Source organism: Pedococcus dokdonensis (genome assembly GCF_900104525.1).
Taxonomy (GTDB): domain Bacteria; phylum Actinomycetota; class Actinomycetes; order Actinomycetales; family Dermatophilaceae; genus Pedococcus; species Pedococcus dokdonensis.
On record NZ_LT629711.1, the window covers coordinates 1,569,137 to 1,587,560 of the forward strand.

Here is an 18,424-nt window from a genome sequence, read left to right on the forward strand (position 1 = left end):
CGTGGCGGCATGACCGCCACCGGCCCGACCAACCCCGCCGCGACCACTGCCACGACGACCGGGGTGACCAGCGAAGCGACCACCGCAGGGACCACCGCAGGGACCAGCGCCCGGATCGGTGCCCTCCTCGCGCGCCACCCCGTGATCGACGGCCACAACGACCTGTTGTGGGAAGCCAGGGAGCAGGTCCGCTACGACTTCGACCGACTCGACATCGAGGCCGGCGGCACGCCCACCCACACCGACCTCCCCCGCCTGCGCGAGGGTGGGGTCGGGGGCCAGTTCTGGTCGGTCTTCGTGCCCGCGACGTTGTCGGGCGACGACGCCGTGAGCGCCACGCTGGAGCAGATCGACGCGGGTCACCAGATGGTGGCTCGGTATGCCGACCGGCTGGCCTTCGCACGGACGGCCGACGACGTCGTGGCGGCCCAGGCGTCCGGTCGGATCGCCTCGCTGCTCGGCGCCGAGGGCGGCCACTCGATCAACAACTCGCTGGCGACGCTGCGGATGCTGCACGTCCTGGGCGTGCGCTACATGACGTTGACCCACAACGACAACGTCGCCTGGGCCGACTCCGCGACCGACGAGCCGGTGCACGGAGGGCTCTCGGCCTTCGGGGTCGAGGTGGTCCGCGAGATGAACCGGATCGGCATGCTCGTCGACCTCAGCCACGTCTCGCCGGACACGATGCGGGCCGCGCTACAGGTCGCCGAGGTGCCTGCGATCTTCAGCCACTCATCGGCTCGGGCGGTCTGTGACGTGCCGCGCAACGCCCCTGACGACGTGCTGGAGTCGTTGCGGGACAACGACGGCGTGTGCATGGTCACCTTCGTCCCCGCATTCGTCAGCCCGGCCGTCGCGGCCTGGCAGCAGGAGCTGAAGGATGCCGCGCGGACCCAGGGCATCGCCCCGGACGACGCCGGCTTCGGCGACCTCCGCGACCGGTATGCCGCGAAGCACCCCTCGCCGGTGGCCACCCTCGAGGACGTCGTGCGGCACGTGGAGCACGTACGCGAGGTAGCCGGCGTCGACCACGTGGGACTGGGGGGCGACTACGACGGGGTGGCCGAGCTGCCGCAGGGTCTCGAGGACGTCACCGGCTACCCCCGGCTGCTGGCCGCGCTGGCCGACAACGGCTGGTCTGACGACGACCTCGGCAAGCTCACCAGTGGCAACATCCTGCGCGTCCTGCGGGACGCCGAAGCCGGCGCCCGCTCACTCCAGGAGCAGCGCGGTCCGAGCCTTGCGACGATCGAGGCGCTCGACGGGCCACCCCGCGCCGACTGACCACGCCGAACCCTGGCCGCCAGCGCTCGGCAGCTCGGTGAGGACCGCGCGCCGACGCCGGCTCAGTTGCGCCAGCGGGTGATGGTCAGGCCGACGACGCGGGCGATGATCAGGGCGACGTACATGACGCCGGCCACCTGCTCGATGATGACCACCGACCGGGCCAGCGGGAGCACCGCCGTGACGTCCGACAGCCCGACGCTGGTGAGGTTGGCGAACGACAGGTAGAGCAGCTCGAGGAAGGTCCGGTGGCCCTCCCCCTGGAACGCCGTGTAGGAGCCCGGGTAGAGCACCTGCACCGCCATGAACAGGTGCGCGAACATCCAGGACACCACGGTGAAGTTGGCCCCCACCGCGAAGATCTCGTCCCGGGTCACCCACGAGTCGTCGAACAGGTAGCGGATCAGTCCGTAGCCGGTGTAGCCGTAGAACGCGGCGTGCAGGAGCGCTGACCAGAGCACGACCTGGTCGTTGCCCGGCCAGACGCCCTCGGCGATGGTGAGCCCGACCACCGGGACCCCGATGACCACGGCGACCCAGGTGAGGGCGGGGGTGGCTCGGACGGCATACACCGCGATCGAGAGGACGAGGATGCCGAACAGCCCGATGATGGTGCGCCCGACCGGGGTGTCGCCCGCGAAGGGGTAGGCGAGCACTTCCACCAGCTGCGCGACGAGGAGCACCCCACTGGGGTGCCCCTTGACTGCGTCGAACCATTCCCGCATGGCGACCACCCTAGGGGTGGCCGCCACGCGAGGCCGGGACGACGGGCGTCAGGCGCTGACGACCGCCACCCGCAAGGTGCGAGCTGCGACCAGTGCGGCAAGGCTGGCTGTCGTCGCCATGACCAGTGCCATCGGCACGGCCGAGTCCGACCCCATCAGCCCGATCACGGGTGCTGCCGCTCCGCCGATGACGAACTGCGACGCACCGAGGAGAGCCGCCGCGGTGCCGGCCGCCTCGCCGTGCCGGGTCAGCGCCAGGGCCGGGGTGTTGGGCAGCGTCAGCCCGCAGGCGAACAGCAGGAACCAGAGCGGGACCAGGATCAGGACCAGCCCCCCGAACCCGGTCGCAGCCGAGGCCAGCAGGACCAGCGCGGCGGTCGCCCCGATCGAGACACCCACGCGCACCAGCTGGCGCGGCGCGTAGCGCTTGAGCAGGAACGGGTTGAGCTGCGAGCCGGAGAGGAACCCGAGCGAGTTCACCCCGAAGGCGAGCCCGAACTGGGCCACCGTCAGGCCGTAGATGTCCTGCAGGACGAACGAGGAACCACCGATGTAGGAGAACAACGTCGCGAACATCAGACCGCTGATCAGGACCAGGCCGACGAAGGTGCGGTCGCGCAGCAGGCCGGCGTAGGTCGACAGGACCGCACGGGCCGCCAGTGGCCGGCGCCGTTCGACCGGGAGGGTCTCGCGCAGCGCCAGGCTGGCCAGCGTCACCATCAGCACCCCTGCGACCGCGAGGATGACGAACACCCCGCGCCACGAGGTCAGCTGGAGGATGAAGCCACCCAGCGTCGGCGCGAGCACCGGCGCCAGACCCATCACCAGCATCAGCCGCGACAGCATGGTCGCCGCGGCCGAGCCCGCGAACAGGTCGCGCACCATCGCCATCGACACGACCGCCACCGCGGCGTTGCCGAGGCCCTGGACCGCCCGGCCCGCGGTGAGCAGCTCGATGCTGGGAGCGAACGCGCAGAACACCGATGCCGCGATGTGCAGGGCCAGTCCCGCGATCAACGGGCGGCGCCGCCCCACCGCGTCGGCGAGTGGTCCGACGAGGAGCTGCCCGAGCCCCATCCCCAGGAGGATGCCGGTGAGGGTGCCCTGGACCGCCGACTCCGAGGCCGCGAGGTCGCGGGTGATGGACGGCAGCGCGGGCAGGTAGGTGTCGATGGTCAGCGGGCCGATCGCGATCAGCGCGCCGAGGACCAGGACGAACCGCACGTAGGACCGACCCGTCGGCGCCTCGGGCGGCTCCGGGGTTGCCGGGGCAGGCGCCACCGCCGTCTCGGCGGCTTGGGGCGGAACGACGGGGCTGGTGGTCTCGAGGGTGTCGGGTGCTGCGGTCACCCTCGCGCAACGACGAGGGGCCCGCGATCCATTCCGACCGGGGCCCCTCGTCTCACTCTCTGTGCCAGCGCACCGCTGCGCGGCGTCGGTCGCGTCAGTCGCGTCCGGTCAGCTCCCACGCGTCCTGCGACTCCTCGACCTCCTCGCGGCCGTCGTACTGACGCGCCACCGGGTCGTCGGCATAGCGGGCGTCGTCGGCATGGCGGGCGTCGTCGGCATAGGGGGCGCCGTCGGCATACCCACCGCCACCGACCGGCACCTCACCGGTCGGGTCGGAGTCGAGGTCCGCGTCGACGTCGTACACCGGCTCGGGATCTGCCGCAGCAGGCACGTCGTCGCCCCGCATCAGCGCCAGCGTCGTCGGGAGGTCGTCGGGCTTGACCAGCACGTCGCGGGCCTTGGAGCCCTCCGACGGCCCGACCACCCCGCGCGACTCCAGCAGGTCCATCAGCCGCCCGGCCTTGGCGAAGCCGACCCGCAGCTTGCGCTGCAGCATGGACGTCGAGCCGAACTGCGTCGTGACGACCAGCTCGGTCGCCTGCAGGAGCAGCTCGAGGTCGTCACCGATGTCGTCGTCCACCTGCTTCTTCGCCGCGACCACGGTGACGTCGTCGCGGTAGTTGGGCTTGAGCTGGTCGGTGACGTGCTTGACGACCTGCTGGATCTCCGACTCGGTGACCCAGGCACCCTGGACGCGCATCGTCTTCGAGGCACCCATCGGCAGGAACAACGCGTCACCCTGGCCGATCAGCTTCTCGGCGCCGGGCTGGTCGAGGACCACCCGGCTGTCGGCGAGCGAGGACGTCGCGAACGCCATCCGCGACGGCACGTTCGCCTTGATCAGGCCGGTGACGACGTCGACCGATGGGCGCTGGGTGGCCAGCACGAGGTGGATGCCGGCGGCGCGGGCGAGCTGGGTGATGCGGACGATCGACTCCTCGACGTCCCGAGGGGCCACCATCATCAGGTCGGCCAGCTCGTCGACGATCACGAGCAGGTAGGGGTACGGGTGGATCTGCCGCTCTGAGCCCGGCAGCGGCTTGACCTTGCCGGCCTTGACCGCCTTGTTGAAGTCGTCGATGTGCTTGAACCCGAACTGCGCCAGGTCGTCGTAGCGCGTGTCCATCTCCCGCACGACCCAGGCGAGCGCCTCGGCCGCCTTCTTGGGGTTCGTGATGATCGGGGTGATGAGGTGCGGGATCCCCTCGTAGGCGGTGAGCTCGACCCGCTTGGGGTCGACCAGGACCATGCGGACCTCGTCGGGCGTCGACCGCATCAGGATCGAGGTGATCATCGAGTTCACGAAGCTCGACTTGCCCGCACCGGTGGCACCGGCGACGAGCAGGTGCGGCATCTTGGCGAGGTTGGCGATGACGTAGCCACCCTCGACGTCCTTGCCGACGCCCATCACCATCGGGTGCTCGTTGCCGCGGGCGGCCTGGCTGCGCAGGACGTCGCCGAGGCTGACCTTCTCGCGGTCGGCGTTGGGGATCTCGATGCCGATCGCGGACTTGCCGGGGATCGGCGAGAGGATGCGCACGTCGGCCGACGCCACGGCATACGCGATGTTCTTGGAGAGTGCGGTGACGCGCTCCACCTTGGTGCCGCGGCCGAGCTCGACCTCGTAGCGGGTGACCGTGGGGCCACGGGTGAACCCGGTGACCTGGGCGTCGATGTCGAACTGCTCGAGCACCTGGGTCAGCGACTCGACCACCCGGTCGTTGGCTGCGCTGCGGGTCTTGTGGGGAGACCCCGGCTCGAGGATCGCGTTGTCGGGCAACGTGTAGGTGATGTCGCCGGCCAGGGCCAGCTGCTCCACCCGCTGCGGGAGCGGAGTGGTCGGCGGCGCCTCGAGGGCGGCCTTGACCTCGATCGTCGGAGGCGTGGCGGACCTGGCGGAGGTGGGCGCAGCGGACTCGGTGGCCGAAGGGGCGAGCACGCCGGGCGTGGTCGGGCGCTTCTCTCCGGGACGGAACCGACGTCCGTCGGGCGCGACGAGGGCGGCCTGCTCGAAGGCCTCGTCGCCTTCCAGCGGGCCCTCGGCCTCGATCGCGCGACGGCGCCGCTTGGGCTTCTCCTCGACCGTGTCCGGCGCCGGGACCTGGTCGGTGGCGCCGCGGTGCAGGAGGTGGTCGCGGAGCTCGGCGACGCGTGCCGGGATCATGTGGACCGGGGTCGCGGTCATGACGAGCAGCCCGAAGAAGCCGAGCATCAGCAGGATCGGCACCGTGCCGTAGACCGACACCGCGGCCTCGAGCGGGCTGGACGCCAGGAAGCCGATGATTCCGCCACCGTCGCGCATGCCCTCGGCACCCTGCGGCGGCGTCGGGATGCCGGCAGCGACGTGCGCGAGCCCGGCCGCGGCGAAGGCGAGCGCACCGAGGCCGACCCCGATGCGCGAGTTGGCCGAGTCGTCCTGGGGCGCGCGCAGGAAGCGGATGCCGAGGAAGAGCAGCGCGAGCGGCACGGCATACGCGACCCGTCCGAACGTGCCCGCGACCACCGCGTGCACGACGTCGCCGAGCGCGCCCTCGAAGGCCCACCACTCACGGGCGGCCACCAGGATGGACAGGCCGATGAGGAAGAAGCCGAGGCCGTCGCGCCGGTGCTCCGGCTCGAGCTCCCGGGCGCTGGTGCCCACCCGGCGGACTGCGCCACCGGCGACGTGGGCCATGCCCATCCAGGTGCCGCGGACCGCGCGCAGGGGCAACGGCAGCCCGCCGCCCTTGGCCTTTCCCCGGGACGCGCCCTTGCGGGGCGCGCTGCCGCGACGGTTGGCCGGACGGGTTGCGGTGCCGCGGCTCGCGGCGGGGCGCGACCCGGTCGAGGAGCGCGCTGAGGTGGACGGACGTGTCGCCATGCTCCGCAGGCTACGCGAAGGTCCCACCGGAAACACGCGTCACACGCGTACCACCACCACGGATTGTGGCTGCCCGCGCCTCGTCCGAACGGTCGAGTTATGGCCACGATCGGCCGCGGAGGGCCCTCACCCCCTTACCAAGCGGGGGCGTGGGTGACACGCTTCCCTTGCGTCTGGCGGGGCCTGCGCCGACGACCGACACGGTCGTCGGCGCAGGCGCGCATCGAGGGGGAACCGGTCGCGGGAACGGCCATGCCGGCCCCCCGCCAGACCATCCCGGCCCCCGTCTCAGATGACGGGAACCCCGCCCGACGGGTGGATGTCGCTCCCGTCGACCCCCTACCCTCGATGCAGGTCATGAGTGTCAGCGCGAAGCCCCGGCTTGCTGACCAGCAACCCTCCTCCGCGGTGGGGTGCTCCGGGTGACGACCGGGCCGACTGCACCCGCAGCCGGCAAGCGCGGACTCGGGAGCCCTCCCGGGTCCCACCCGGACCCAGGAGCTCACCGCATGTCGATCGCGAGCACCCCGCCCCCCGCCTTCCGCCGCAGCGCTCCCCTGGCGCAGGCCCGCACGCACCTGCGTCCCGTGCCGGACGCCCGGTCGTGGGGTGAGACGGCGCCGCTGCCCACGGTGGTCTCCGAAGGCCTGCCCGTGCCGACGCTCGACGGCACCGTCGACTACGCCAACTTCGACCACGCCGCCTCGACGCCGGCGCTGGTGAGCGTGAAGACCGCCGTCGACAGCGCCCTGCGCACCTACTCCTCGGTGCACCGCGGCAACGGCTGGGCCTCGCGGGTCACCTCCGCGTGGTACGAGCAGGCGCGCGCCGAGGTGCGCGCATTCGTGGGGGCGCGCGACGGCGACGAGGTCGTCTTCACCCGCAACAGCACCGACTCGTTCAACCTGCTGGCCCGCTGCCTGCCGCGCGACACCCAGGTCTTCGTCTTCGAGACCGAGCACCACGCCGCGCTGCTGCCGTGGTCGGCCCGGCGCACCCACCGCCTGCCCGTGCCCGGCAGCGTCGCCGACGCCACCGTGCTGCTGCGGACCGCCCTGCGCGAGCACCATGGCCGGCACCGCCTCGTCGTGCTGGCCGGCGCCTCCAACGTGACCGGCGAGGTCTGGCCGGTGCGCGAGCTCGCGGCGATCGCGCGCGCTGCCGGGGCGCGGGTCGTCCTCGACGCCGCGCAGTACGCGCCGCACCGTCCCGTGGACCTCGACGACCTCGGCGTCGACTACGTCGTGCTGTCAGGGCACAAGCTCTACGCGCCGTTCGGCGCCGGGGTCCTGGCCGGCCGGTCCGACTGGCTCGACGCCGCGGCTCCCTACCTCGCGGGTGGCGGGGCCACCAAGGCCGTGACCACCCGTGGGGTCGTCTGGCAGGAGGGCGCCGCCCGCCACGAGGCCGGCAGCCCCAACGTCATCGGCGCGGTCGCGCTCGCCGCCGCCTGTCACAGCCTGCGCACCCACGCCGCTGCCATCGAGGCGCACGAGAGCCTGCTCGGACGCCGGCTGCTCGAGGGGCTCGCCGCCATCGAGGGCGTCGAGACCTACTCGCTGTTCTCCCCCGACCACGAGCGGGTCGCGGTCGCCACCTTCACCGTCGACGGGATCGACTCCTCGCTGGTGTCCGCAGCGCTGTCGGCCGAGCACGGCATCGGGGTGCGGGACGGCAAGTTCTGCGCCCACCTGTGCGTCGACTCGCTCCTCGACGACGCGTATGCCGGTGACGCCACGACCGCGGTCCGCGCCAGCGTCGGTCTGGCCACCACCGCCGAACACGTCGACCGGCTGCTCGCCGCCGTGGCCGAGCTCGCCGAGCACGGCCCGCGGGCCGACTACGTGCTGGGCGCGCAGGGCTGGGCCCCGGTCGGCGACCCGCGCGCGCTCGACATCGCCCGCCCCTGGTAGTCCTCCCCCCGCCCCCTGCAGCAACCTTTGCTAGCAAAGGAAACCGGGTGAAGGACAGGTTGCAACCTGTCCTTCACCCGGTTTCGTGTGCTGGGACGAGCCCGCAGCCCTGTCGCTGGGCTGACTCCGACGATCAGGCCTGGATGACGACGGGGATGATCATCGGCCGGCGACGGATCTTGCCGCCGACCCAGCCGCCGATCGCCCGGCGCATGACCTGCTCGAGCTGGTGGGAGTCGGTGACGCCGTTGCCGGTCGCCTCGGCGAGCGCCTGCTCGATCTTGGGTCGCACCTGGCTGAAGATCTCGTCGTCCTCGGCGAACCCGCGGGCCTGGATCTCGGGACCGGCCGCGATCTTGCCGGTCGCGGCGTCGATCACCACGATCACCGAGATGAAGCCCTCGTCGCGCAGGATGCGGCGGTCCTTGAGCAGCGCCTCGTCGAACTCGCCCACCGACGACCCGTCGACGTAGACGTAGCCACAGGGCACGGCTCCGACGACCGACGCGACTCCGTCGACCAGGTCGACGACGACGCCGTCCTCGGCCAGCACCACCTGCTCGCGCGGCACCCCGGTCTGCACCGCCAGCTCGGCGTTGGCGACCAGGTGACGCCACTCGCCGTGCACCGGCATCACGTTGCGGGGCTTGACGATGTTGTAGCAGTAGAGGAGCTCTCCGGCGCTGGCGTGCCCCGAGACGTGCACCTTGGCGTTGCCCTTGTGCACGACGTTGGCCCCGAGCCGCATGAGGCCGTTGATGACGCGGTAGACGGCGTTCTCGTTGCCGGGGATCAGCGACGACGCCATCAGCACGGTGTCGCCCACACCGACGTCGATGCGGTGGTCGCGGTTGGCCATGCGGGACAGCGCCGCCATCGGCTCACCCTGCGACCCGGTGCAGATCAGCACGACCTGGTCGTCGGGGAAGTTGTCGAGCTTCTTGACGTCGACGAGGACCCCGTCGGGCACGTGGAGGTAGCCCAGCTCGGCGGCGATCCCCATGTTGCGGACCATCGACCGGCCGACCATCGCGACCTTGCGGCCCGCCTTCTCGGCGGCGTTGAGCACCTGCTGGACGCGGTGCACGTGCGAGGAGAAGCAGGCCACGATGATCCGGCGCTCGGCGTCACGGAAGACCTTGTCGATGGCCGGCGCGATGTCCTTCTCGGGGGTCGTGAAGCCGGGGACCTCCGCGTTGGTCGAGTCGGTCATGAAGAGGTCGACACCCTCCTCGCCCAGCCTGGCGAACGCGCGCAGGTCGGTGAGGCGGTTGTCGAGCGGCAGCTGGTCCATCTTGAAGTCACCGGTGTGCAGGATCGTGCCACCGGGCGTGCGGACGAACACCGCGAGCGCGTCGGGGATCGAGTGGTTCACCGCGACGAACTCGCAGTCGAAGACGCCGAGCCGCTCGCGCATCCCCTCCTTGACGCCGAGCGTGTAGGGGGTGATCCGGTGCTCCTTGAGCTTCGCCTCGATCAGCGCGAGGGTCAGCATCGAGCCGACGATGGGGATGTCGCGCTTCAGCTTGAGCAGGTAGGGGACGGCGCCGATGTGGTCCTCGTGGCCGTGCGTCAGCACGATCGCCTGGATGTCGTCGAGCCGGTCCTCGAGGTACTCGAAGTCCGGGAGGATCAGGTCGACGCCGGGGTGGTGGTCCTCGGGGAACAGCACGCCGCAGTCGATGACGAGCAGCTGTCCGTCGTGCTCGATGACCGCCATATTGCGACCGACCTCGCCGAGGCCGCCGAGGGCGATGATGCGCACGCCGTTCTTCGCGAGCGGCCGGGGCAGGTTCAGCTCGGGGTGGGGGTGACTCACAGCAGGCCAGACTCCTTGAGACCGGCGCGCAGGATGTCCAGGTGCTCCGGTGGTGACTCGACGAGCGGCAACCGCACCGTCGCGTGGTCGATGACGCCGAGCTCGACGAGCGCGGCCTTGGCCATGATCGCACCCTGGGAGGGGGTCATGATGGCCTCGACGGCCGGGACCAGCCGTCGGTGGATGTCCCTGGCCGCGGCGAGGTCGCCGCGGTCGACGGCCGCCACCATCGCGGCATACTCGCGGCCGGCGACGTGGCCGACGACGCTGACCGTGCCGACGGCGCCCAGGGCCAGCCAGGGCAGCGTGGTGGCGTCGTCGCCGGAGAAGTAGAGGAGGTCGGTCTCGGTCATGACCTTCGTCGTGGCGGCGGCGTCGCCCTTGGCGTCCTTGACGGCGACGATCCGGTCGTGGGCTGCGAGCTCGACCAGCGTCTCGGTGGTGAACGGGATGCCGGTGCGCCCGGGAATGTCGTAGAGCATGACCGGGAGGTCGGTGCTGTCGGCGACGGCGTGGCAGTGCGCGACGAGGCCGGCCTGGGTGGGCTTGTTGTAGTAGGGCGAGACCAGCAGCAGGCCGGTGGCACCGGCGTCGACGGCGCGGGCGGCCATCTCCACGCTGTGGGCGGTCGCGTTGGACCCGACCCCCGCCACGACGGCGGCGCGACCGTCGACGGCCTCGACCACGAGCCGCACCATCTCGATCGACTCGTCGTCGCTGAGGGTGGCGGACTCGCCGGTGGTGCCGTTGACGACGATGCCGTCGTGACCCGTGTCGAGCAGGTGGTCGACGAGGCGGCGCGCGCCGTCGGGGTCGAGGCTCCGGTCGGCCTTCATCGGGCTGACCATGGCGGTCAGGACGCGGCCGAACGGGGACGTGGTGGTCATGCCTGCAGGCTATCGCCCCCGCAGGGGCACCCCGTGCGGCGGACACCGCCGCGACCCGAGTTTGGCGGGAAGGCGACGCCGTTCTGGCGGCATCGCCGCGTCGAGCCGGGTATGTCGTCGGGCCGGGATACGCTGCGCACGTGCAGCAGTACCTCGACCTCCTCGACCACGTCCTGACGACCGGCACGGACAAGTCCGACCGCACCGGCACGGGCACCCGCTCGGTGTTCGGCCACCAGATGCGGTTCGACCTGTCCGAGGGCTTCCCGGTGCTGACCACCAAGAAGCTCCACCTCAAGTCGATCATCGGCGAGCTGCTGTGGTTCCTGCGCGGCGACTCCAACGTGAAGTGGCTGCAGGACCGCGGGATCACGATCTGGGACGAGTGGGCCGACGAGAACGGCGACCTCGGCCCGGTCTACGGCTACCAGTGGCGCTCCTGGCCCACCCCCGACGGTGGCCACGTCGACCAGATCGCCAAGGTGATCGACTCGATCCGCACCAACCCCGACTCGCGTCGTCACATCGTGTCGGCCTGGAACGTCGCGGACGTCGACTCGATGGCACTGCCGCCGTGCCACACGATGTTCCAGTTCTACGTCGCCAACGGCCGGCTCTCCTGCCAGCTCTACCAGCGCTCGGCCGACATCTTCCTCGGTGTGCCGTTCAACATCGCGTCCTACGCCCTGCTGACCATGATGGTCGCCCAGGTCTGCGACCTCGAGCCCGGCGAGTTCGTGCACACCCTCGGCGACGCGCACCTCTACTCCAACCACGTCGAGCAGGCCAGGCTCCAGCTGACCCGCGAGCCCCGGCTGCTGCCGCGGATGCTGATCACCCCCGGCAAGGACATCGACCAGTTCGACCTCGACGACTTCGAGCTGGTCGGCTACGACCCGCACCCCTCGATCAAGGCCCCGATCGCGGTCTGACCCATGACCAACGTGACACTGATCGCCGCGGTCGGGCGCAACGGGGTGATCGGGGCCGACAACGACATGCCCTGGCACCTGCCCGAGGACTTCGCCTTCTTCAAGCGCACCACCATGGGCCACCCGATGGTGATGGGCCGCAAGACGTTCGACTCGATCGGGCGGGTGCTGCCCGGCCGCCGCACGATCGTGGTGACCCGCCAGGCCGACTGGAGCCACTCCGAGGTCGAGACCGCCCACTCGCTGAGCGAGGCGCTGTCGCTGGCCGGCCCGGCCGACGAGGTCTTCGTCTGCGGTGGTGGTCAGGTCTACGCCGAGGCGATGCCCTGGGCCCGCCGGCTGCTCATCACCGAGGTCGACCAGGCTCCCGAGGGCGACGTGCGCTTCCCCGAGATCGATGCCGACGTCTGGCGCGAGGTGGCCCGGGAGGACCGCGACGGGTTCAGCTGGGTCACCTACGAGCGCGCCTGACCACGCTGCGACCACCGCACGGAGCGGCTGCGCCGCGGTGGCAGGATGCAGGGCATGCCGCACCAGCACGACCACCCGCACGACCACCAGCACGACCACCAGCACGACCACCCGCACGATCCCTCCCCCGCGCCGGGGCCGCTCGCGGACGCCAGCGTGCGGATCGCCCGTGAGACCGACGCCCCGGCGGTGGGGCTGGTTCAGTCCGTGGTCTGGCGCGAGGCGTATGCCGGGCTGTTGGCCGAGGACGTCCTCGCCACCTTCGAGCCGCAGGCCTTCGCCTCGGTCTGGCGCCAGTCCCTGGCTGCCCCACCGCAGGGGGTCTACCGGCTGCTCGCTGCCTGCGCGGGGAGCCAGGTCGTGGGTTTCGCGTCGATCGGGCCGAGCCAGGATCCCGACGCCTCTCCCGAGACCGGTGACCTGTCCGCGCTCGGGGTGCACCCGGACGCACGCCGGGTGGGGCACGGGTCGCGGCTGCTGAACGCCGCGGTCGACACCCTGCGCGGAGCCGGGGCCACCCGCATGCACGCCTGGGTGCTGGCCACCGACGAGGCGACCCGCGCCTTCCTGCTCGCGGGTGGGCTCGCCCCTGACGGCGCCTTCCGCGACCGGGTGGTCTCCCCCACCGGCGACACGGCCCGCGAGGTGCGGCTCACGGCGTCGATCGCCGACGCGGATCGGGCGTGACGCACAGGCCCGGTCGGACCGGCAAGAGCGCCTTGCTGCGCAGGGCCCTGGGTCAGCCGGTCCTGCGTGCGCCGGTGCTGCGTCAGTCGCTGTCGGTCGCCCTCGCGACGGGCGCCTACGGCATCAGCTTCGGCACCCTGTCGGTCGCTGCCGGCCTCTCGGTCCTGCAGACCCAGGCACTGTCGCTGCTGCTCTTCTCGGGCGGGTCGCAGCTCGCCCTCGTGGGTGTGCTGGCGGCCGGTCCTGCTGGCGCCCCGGCCGCCGTGGCAGCCTCCACCCTCCTGGGCGTGCGCAACGGCCTCTACGGCCTCCAGCTGTCGAGGATGCTCGCCGTCCGCGGCTGGCGTCGGCTCGTCGCTGCCCAGCTGACCATCGACGAGTCCACGGCGGTCGCCGTCGGCCAACGTGACGAGCCGACCGCCCGCACCGGCTTCTGGGCCACCGGGACCGGGGTCTTCGCGTTCTGGAACGTGATGACCCTGGTGGGGGCGCTGCTCGGCGACGCGCTGGGCGACCCACGGCGCTACGGGCTCGACGCCGCCGCGGCCGCTGCTTTCTGCGCCCTGCTCTGGCCGCGGCTGAAGTCGCTCGACTCGCGCGCCATCGCGGCGCTGGCCGCCCTCGTGGCGGTGCTGTTGGCACCGCACGTGCCCGCCGGCATACCGGTGCTCGTGGCGGCGGCCACCGCCTTGGTGGCCGGGGTGTGGCGAAGGGCCCACCACGACCCACCGCCGCCACACCGGTGGGACGACGACGGCAAGCAGGTGGGCGCATGAGCACCTGGACCGCAGTCCTGCTGGCCTCCGTGCTGGCCTTCACGCTCAAGCTGCTCGGTTACGTCGTCCCGGCCCGGTGGCTGGACGGCGACGTCACCACCCGGATCACGTCAGCCCTCCCGATCGCGCTGCTGGCAGCCCTCGTCGGCGTGCAGACCCTGACGAACAGCGACGGGTCGATCTCGGTCGACTCCCGGCTGGCCGCCGTGGGCGTGGCGATCGTGGCCCTCCTGCTGAGGGCACCCTTCATCGTGGTCGTGGTGCTGGCGGCGGCGGTGGCGGCCGGCCTGCGACTCCTCGGCCTCCCCTGAGCGGACCGACCGGCGCCGCGCGGCCGGCGCCGCCACTCACTCCCACTCGCGGGCATCCTCCTCGAACCGGTCGCCGGTCTGGATCCCCACCACGCAGAACACCACACCACCCGGGTCGGCCATGATGACGTAGCCGTCGCGGCGCTCGACGACCGTGCCACCGAGCCCCTCGAGCCGAGCCACCTCGGCCGCGATGTCGTCGCTCTCGATGTCGAGGTGCACCCGCGGCTGTCCCTGCTCGAGCCGCTGCACCTCGAGGTTCAGCGACCCGATCTCGCCAACACTCGCATACGGCCCGTCGGGCACGGGACGCACTCCCTGGACCCCGGCCCAGAAGGCCAGCGCAGCGTCGTGGTGCTCGCCGGGGTGGTCGACCAGGACGATGCCGATGCGCGAACGGTGCATCCCCCTACGCTATGCCGCGGGCGCACGGTTCGCGCCCCCGTCGCCCGTCGCTCGTCTCCCGCCGAGGCGACGGCGACGGCGACAAGGCCGTGGTCAGGCCTGGCGGTCCGGGCGACTGCTGCGCCAGGCGCGGACGGCGGCACGGTAGTGCCGCTGCTCGGCCGCGCGGTCGCCGGCCACCCGGCTCGCCTCGGCCTGCTCGAGCTGCTCGCCCCAGGCCCCTTCGGCGCCCGTCTGCCTGGCCTGGGTCATCATCGCCGAGCCGTCCCTGGCCAGCCGCACGAGCGGCACCATGGCCAGCAGCGCGACCACCGGGATCAGGATCACGGCGACACCGAGCAGCACCGGCACCGGTCGCCCGTCCCGGATCAGCTCGACCCCTCGCCAGCCGATGGTCGCGGAGTAGAACCCCAGCACCACGAGCAGGACGAGCGCGGTGACCTTCTCGCGCACCCTGCCGTCCTCAGCCGTCGTGCTCGGAGGACAGGCCCAGGTAGTGCTCGAGACCGACGGTCAGCCCGGGGTGGTCGCCGACGTGTCGCACCCCTTCGAGCACACCGGGCATGAAGGACGAGCGGTCGAACGAGTCGTGTCGCAGGGTGAGCAGCTCGCCCTCCCCACCGAGCAGCACCTCCTGGTGCGCGACGAGGCCACGCAGCCGCACCGAGTGCACCGGTATGCCGTCGACCCGGCCGCCGCGGGCGCCGTCCGGGTCCTGGGTCGTGGCGTCGGGCACGTCGCCGAGGCCGGCATCGGAGCGGGCCGCCGCGATCAGCCGGGCGGTCCGGGCCGCGGTGCCCGATGGTGCGTCCACCTTGGCGGGGTGGTGCAGCTCGATCACCTCGACAGACTCGTAGAACCGGGCTGCCTGCTGGGCGAAGCGCATCATCAGGATCGCGCCGATCGCGAAGTTGGGGGCGATCAGCACCCCGACCTCCGGGTGGGCGGCCAGCGGTTCCTCGAGGGCCGAGAGCCGTGCGTCGTCCCAGCCGGTGGTGCCGACGACGACGTGGACGCCCTGCTCGATGCAGTGCGCGACGTTGCCGGGCGAGGCGGCCGGCACCGAGAACTCCACCACGACGTCGGCCCCACCGAGGTCGCCGAGCTCGTCGCCCTGGTCGTAACTGCCGACCAGCTCGAGGTCGTCCGCGGCGGTGACCGCACGGCACACCTCGGCGCCCATCCGTCCGGCCGCACCGATCACGGCCACCTTCGTCGTCTCCACGCGGTCAGCGTAGCGACCAGCCGACGACGACAGCGGGCCCGGTGCCATCGGCACCGGACCCGCTGTCCGAGGAGCTGCGCGCCTGTGACGCGCCCACCTCGGGGGACTACTTCACGAAGGCCTTGAGGCCGAGGACCACCGGGTCGTGGTCCGACGACCGGAACGGCAGGGCCGTGTGGAAGTCGGTCGAGTGGTAGTTGTAGCGGCTGTACTCCATCGCCACCGACTCACCCGAGTTGATGTTCCAGTGGTCCGCGCCGGTCGACATCCGCAGGGCGTGGTCGTTGACGAGGATGTGGTCGAGCGAACCCGAGAGGCCGCTGAACGAGTACGAGTAGCTGGTCGGGTCGAACCGGCTGCCCACGTCGGTGTAACCCGCCTTGTAGAGCACGTCGAGCGGGTCCTCCATGGTGTACGAGTTGTAGTCACCCGCCATCACGATGCCCTTGGCGCCGTACTCTGCCGCCACACCGGGCACCCAGTCGCGCAGGGCCTGGGCCTGCAGGATGCGACTGGTGACCGAGGCGCCCTGGCCGTCACCGGTGTCCTCGTCACCGGGGAACGGACCGGCCGAGCCCTTCGACTTGAAGTGGTTGACGACGAAGAGGAACTTGTCGCCCTTGCCGGTCTTCTTCTTGAAGGTCTGGGCGATCGGCTCACGGGCGTTCCCGAAGGCCTGCGTCGCACCGCTCTGGTCACCCAGTGCGCGGGACCGGTCCACCCGCATGACCTTGGCCGGGCGGTAGATCATGGCGCTGGTGATGAAGTCCTGGTCGTCGGCGGACGGCAGGTCCGTCGAGGACGGGACGAACGCCCAGGTGCCCGCTCCGGCCTTGGCGTTGAGCGCAGCCACGAGGGCGGCCAGCGCGGTGTCCCGCGGGTGACCGAACTTGGCCGAGTTCTCGATCTCCATCAGGCCCACGACGTCGGCGTCGAGCGCGTTGATGGCCGAGACCTCCTTCTCGGTCTGGCGGGCCAGGTCACCGGCGTCCCACGCCCCACGGCGGTCGCAGCCGTCGCGCACCGTGACGCCGTTGTCGTCGCGGTCGTAGTAGGCCAGGCAGGCCGGGTCCTGGTCACCGAGGTCGGTGAAGTAGTTCAGGACGTTGAACGACGCGACCTTGAGGTCGGCGGTGCCGAGCTGGTTGATGTCGCCGAGGTCCGGAGCCGCCGTGCGGGTGTTCTCGAAGGTCGCCGGTGACGTCGCGTTGTCCGGACCGACCACCTGGGCCGTGGGCTGGAAGCGCCACAGGTTGAACCGGTAGTCGACGACGACAGGGGCCGTGAAGGTGGCCGCCTCGCCTACGCGCACCGGCGCGGTGTTGGAGACATAGGCGGGGGTCAGGTCACCGTTGAGGAGGCACGGGATCGGTCGGGTGCCACACGTCGCGGTGCTGAAGCTGCTCGCCGTGAAGTTGCTCGAGGCACCGTCGTCGAGGGTGACGGCCCGCTTGGCGTTGTCAGCCACGACCGCCGCGGCCTCGGGGCTGCCGGGGGCGGCCACCTCGGTGTTCTGCAGCAGCGGGTGGTCACCCACGGCCAGCCCCACCTCACCGAACTGGTTGGTGCCGAAGGTGTTGGTGACGGTGTAGTCGCCAGTGGGCTGGAAGAGCATGCCCTCGATCGACTCGCGTCCGGCGTCGGTGGTCGGCCACGGCACGGTGAGGGCCTGGACCGGGCTGAAGTCCTCGCCGGCGTCGACGATGTCGGCGGCTGCCGCCGTGACCTCGGTCAGTCCGCTGAACTCGCTGACCTTGCCGGTGACCTCGACGTAGTTGCCCACGACGGCATCAGCGTCCAGCGGGGTGGACGAGCCGGACTGGAAGACGAAGACGCCGTCCGAGGCCCCACTCGGGCTGGGCTCCGGGCCGGTGCCCTGCGTCTGCAGGTAGAAGCCGTGGAACCCACCGGTCGGGTAGGCCGCCGTGACGACACCCTTGATGATGACGTTCTCGTTGACCAGCGGCGAGGTGGAGCCGGTGCCCTGCACCTCCGCGATGGTCTTGGGGGTCGGGGTCCCGGGCGGCGGGGTGGTGCCGGCTGCCGGGGTGGGGGTGCCGGCGGAGAAGTCGTTGCCGTTGTTGAGGGTGTTGGTGCTCGTGGCGTTCCGCGAGGCGGACGTCGTGTTGGACAGCGTGGGAGCCGGGCTGCCGAGGTAGTCGTTGGCAGCGCCATAGCCCACGAGGTCGAGGACCGGTGCCGCCGTGCTGCAGGACACGCCACAGTCGAGCGGGGTGGCGCTGTTGACCAGCGCGACCTTGCCGGAGGTCCCCGACATCGCGATGGTGCCGATCACGTTGGACGGCACGTCCTGGGTGCCGCCCGCGCCGGTGGCCTCGCGCACGACGTAGGTGCCGCCCGCGGGGATGCTGCCAGTCAGGGGGGTGGCCTGCCAGCTGGCGCCGGAGGCCGAGGCGTACTGCACCGACCAGCCGCCGAGGTTGACGGCCGCGGTGGTCTTGTTGACGAGCTCGATGAAGTCCTGCCGGTAGGTGGCGCCGGAGTTGCCACCCCCGCCGTACACCTCGTTGATGATGACGGCAGCGGACGGCGACGGGGTCGCCCCGGCCGTCGTCGCGGCGGTCGTCAACACGCCGGCGGCGAGCGCTACCGCGCCCACCGCTCCGATCACTTGCCTGCGATGTACGCGCACAGCAGTCCTCCAGGAGAGCTCACAGGGAATGCGGCCGCGAGACGGTGGTCCGGGCCAGAGGGGCATCACACCACGTCGGGAGTGGCGGCGGAGGGTCTGGAAGTCGTCAGGAAGGTAAAGGCT

Annotated in this window: 16 protein-coding genes and 1 riboswitch; of the genes, 7 read left to right on the plus strand and 9 right to left on the minus strand. The window is 71.5% G+C overall.

Annotated elements, in window-relative coordinates; genetic code table 11:
• The first annotated feature begins 9 nt into the window (after positions 1-9).
• Positions 10-1,287 (plus strand): dipeptidase, encoded by a 1,278-nt coding sequence (locus tag BLQ34_RS07560; protein ID WP_091783638.1) that lies wholly within the window; start codon positions 10-12, stop codon positions 1,285-1,287.
• A 62-nt stretch (positions 1,288-1,349) separates the two neighbouring features.
• Here the strand turns inward: BLQ34_RS07560 and BLQ34_RS07565 are convergent, their stop codons facing one another.
• The 3 genes from BLQ34_RS07565 to BLQ34_RS07575 form a co-directional block, all read right to left on the minus strand.
• On the minus strand, positions 1,350-2,012 hold the full coding sequence (locus BLQ34_RS07565; protein ID WP_091789513.1) for an ion channel: 663 nt from the start codon (positions 2,010-2,012) through the stop codon (positions 1,350-1,352).
• Positions 2,013-2,060: 48 nt separating this feature from the next.
• Positions 2,061-3,362 carry a multidrug effflux MFS transporter gene (locus BLQ34_RS07570; RefSeq protein ID WP_197674787.1) on the minus strand — a complete coding sequence of 434 codons (1,302 nt, stop codon included), beginning with the start codon at positions 3,360-3,362 and terminating at the stop codon, positions 2,061-2,063.
• 94 nt (positions 3,363-3,456) lie between these two features.
• Positions 3,457-6,222 carry a DNA translocase FtsK gene (locus BLQ34_RS07575; protein WP_091783640.1) on the minus strand — a complete coding sequence of 922 codons (2,766 nt, stop codon included), beginning with the start codon at positions 6,220-6,222 and terminating at the stop codon, positions 3,457-3,459.
• Between the two features lie 353 nt (positions 6,223-6,575).
• Positions 6,576-6,688: riboswitch (SAM riboswitch) on the plus strand.
• Between the two features lie 43 nt (positions 6,689-6,731).
• On the opposite strand from BLQ34_RS07575, the gene BLQ34_RS07580 reads away from it, so the two are divergent.
• Entirely contained in the window at positions 6,732-8,135 is a 1,404-nt protein-coding gene (locus tag BLQ34_RS07580) for an aminotransferase class V-fold PLP-dependent enzyme (RefSeq protein WP_091783644.1), read from the plus strand.
• A 133-nt stretch (positions 8,136-8,268) separates the two neighbouring features.
• On the opposite strand, the gene BLQ34_RS07585 is transcribed toward BLQ34_RS07580, so the two are convergent.
• Together BLQ34_RS07585 and dapA are read right to left on the minus strand one after the other, a co-directional pair.
• On the minus strand, positions 8,269-9,954 hold the full coding sequence (locus BLQ34_RS07585) for a ribonuclease J (RefSeq protein ID WP_091783647.1): 1,686 nt from the start codon (positions 9,952-9,954) through the stop codon (positions 8,269-8,271).
• Complete coding sequence (dapA, locus tag BLQ34_RS07590) at positions 9,951-10,841, minus strand: 4-hydroxy-tetrahydrodipicolinate synthase (protein ID WP_091783650.1); 891 nt, start codon at positions 10,839-10,841, stop codon at positions 9,951-9,953. Before dapA ends, BLQ34_RS07585 begins: the two co-directional genes overlap by 4 nt.
• A 140-nt stretch (positions 10,842-10,981) precedes the next feature.
• Here dapA and BLQ34_RS07595 point away from each other — a divergent pair, with 140 nt between their 5' ends.
• Genes BLQ34_RS07595 through BLQ34_RS07615 form a run of 5 tightly spaced genes read left to right on the plus strand, consistent with a single transcriptional unit; the run spans position 10,982 to position 14,018 of the window.
• Positions 10,982-11,773 carry a thymidylate synthase gene (locus BLQ34_RS07595; RefSeq protein ID WP_091783653.1) on the plus strand — a complete coding sequence of 264 codons (792 nt, stop codon included), beginning with the start codon at positions 10,982-10,984 and terminating at the stop codon, positions 11,771-11,773.
• 3 nt (positions 11,774-11,776) lie between these two features.
• Entirely contained in the window at positions 11,777-12,244 is a 468-nt protein-coding gene (locus BLQ34_RS07600) for a dihydrofolate reductase (protein ID WP_091783656.1), read from the plus strand.
• Between the two features lie 54 nt (positions 12,245-12,298).
• Positions 12,299-12,931, plus strand: coding sequence for a GNAT family N-acetyltransferase (locus tag BLQ34_RS07605; RefSeq protein WP_091783659.1), 633 nt, complete (start codon positions 12,299-12,301; stop codon positions 12,929-12,931).
• Positions 12,928-13,707 (plus strand): AzlC family ABC transporter permease, encoded by a 780-nt coding sequence (locus BLQ34_RS07610; protein ID WP_407946394.1) that lies wholly within the window; start codon positions 12,928-12,930, stop codon positions 13,705-13,707. Before BLQ34_RS07605 ends, BLQ34_RS07610 begins: the two co-directional genes overlap by 4 nt.
• Positions 13,704-14,018 (plus strand): AzlD domain-containing protein, encoded by a 315-nt coding sequence (locus BLQ34_RS07615; RefSeq protein ID WP_091783662.1) that lies wholly within the window; start codon positions 13,704-13,706, stop codon positions 14,016-14,018. Before BLQ34_RS07610 ends, BLQ34_RS07615 begins: the two co-directional genes overlap by 4 nt.
• Before the next feature lie 36 nt (positions 14,019-14,054).
• Here BLQ34_RS07615 and BLQ34_RS07620 read toward each other — a convergent pair whose 3' ends face one another.
• From BLQ34_RS07620 to BLQ34_RS07635, 4 genes are all read right to left on the minus strand, one after another.
• The gene (locus tag BLQ34_RS07620; protein ID WP_091783665.1) at positions 14,055-14,423 is read right to left on the minus strand and encodes a VOC family protein; all 369 of its coding nucleotides are present in this window, start codon (positions 14,421-14,423) and stop codon (positions 14,055-14,057) included.
• A 93-nt stretch (positions 14,424-14,516) separates the two neighbouring features.
• On the minus strand, positions 14,517-14,876 hold the full coding sequence (locus tag BLQ34_RS07625; protein ID WP_091783668.1) for a hypothetical protein: 360 nt from the start codon (positions 14,874-14,876) through the stop codon (positions 14,517-14,519).
• Positions 14,877-14,886: 10 nt separating this feature from the next.
• A complete protein-coding gene (gene dapB / locus BLQ34_RS07630) occupies positions 14,887-15,648 on the minus strand; it encodes a 4-hydroxy-tetrahydrodipicolinate reductase (protein WP_269457326.1) in 762 nt (253 codons plus the stop codon).
• Between the two features lie 106 nt (positions 15,649-15,754).
• Positions 15,755-18,280, minus strand: a complete 2,526-nt coding sequence (locus tag BLQ34_RS07635) for an ExeM/NucH family extracellular endonuclease (RefSeq protein WP_231961494.1) — start codon at positions 18,278-18,280, stop codon at positions 15,755-15,757.
• Positions 18,281-18,424: the final 144 nt, after the last annotated feature.

Bases quoted from the DNA above. Each gene is read 5' to 3' on its own strand.
- BLQ34_RS07560 (WP_091783638.1), top strand. From the start codon at position 10: ATGACCGCCACCGGCCCGACCAACCCCGCCGCGACCACTGCCACGACG.
- BLQ34_RS07565 (WP_091789513.1), bottom strand. From the start codon at position 2,012: ATGCGGGAATGGTTCGACGCAGTCAAGGGGCACCCCAGTGGGGTGCTC.
- BLQ34_RS07575 (WP_091783640.1), bottom strand. From the start codon at position 6,222: ATGGCGACACGTCCGTCCACCTCAGCGCGCTCCTCGACCGGGTCGCGC.
- BLQ34_RS07580 (WP_091783644.1), top strand. From the start codon at position 6,732: ATGTCGATCGCGAGCACCCCGCCCCCCGCCTTCCGCCGCAGCGCTCCC.
- dapA (WP_091783650.1), bottom strand. From the start codon at position 10,841: ATGACCACCACGTCCCCGTTCGGCCGCGTCCTGACCGCCATGGTCAGC.
- BLQ34_RS07600 (WP_091783656.1), top strand. From the start codon at position 11,777: ATGACCAACGTGACACTGATCGCCGCGGTCGGGCGCAACGGGGTGATC.
- BLQ34_RS07605 (WP_091783659.1), top strand. From the start codon at position 12,299: ATGCCGCACCAGCACGACCACCCGCACGACCACCAGCACGACCACCAG.
- BLQ34_RS07615 (WP_091783662.1), top strand. From the start codon at position 13,704: ATGAGCACCTGGACCGCAGTCCTGCTGGCCTCCGTGCTGGCCTTCACG.
- BLQ34_RS07620 (WP_091783665.1), bottom strand. From the start codon at position 14,423: ATGCACCGTTCGCGCATCGGCATCGTCCTGGTCGACCACCCCGGCGAG.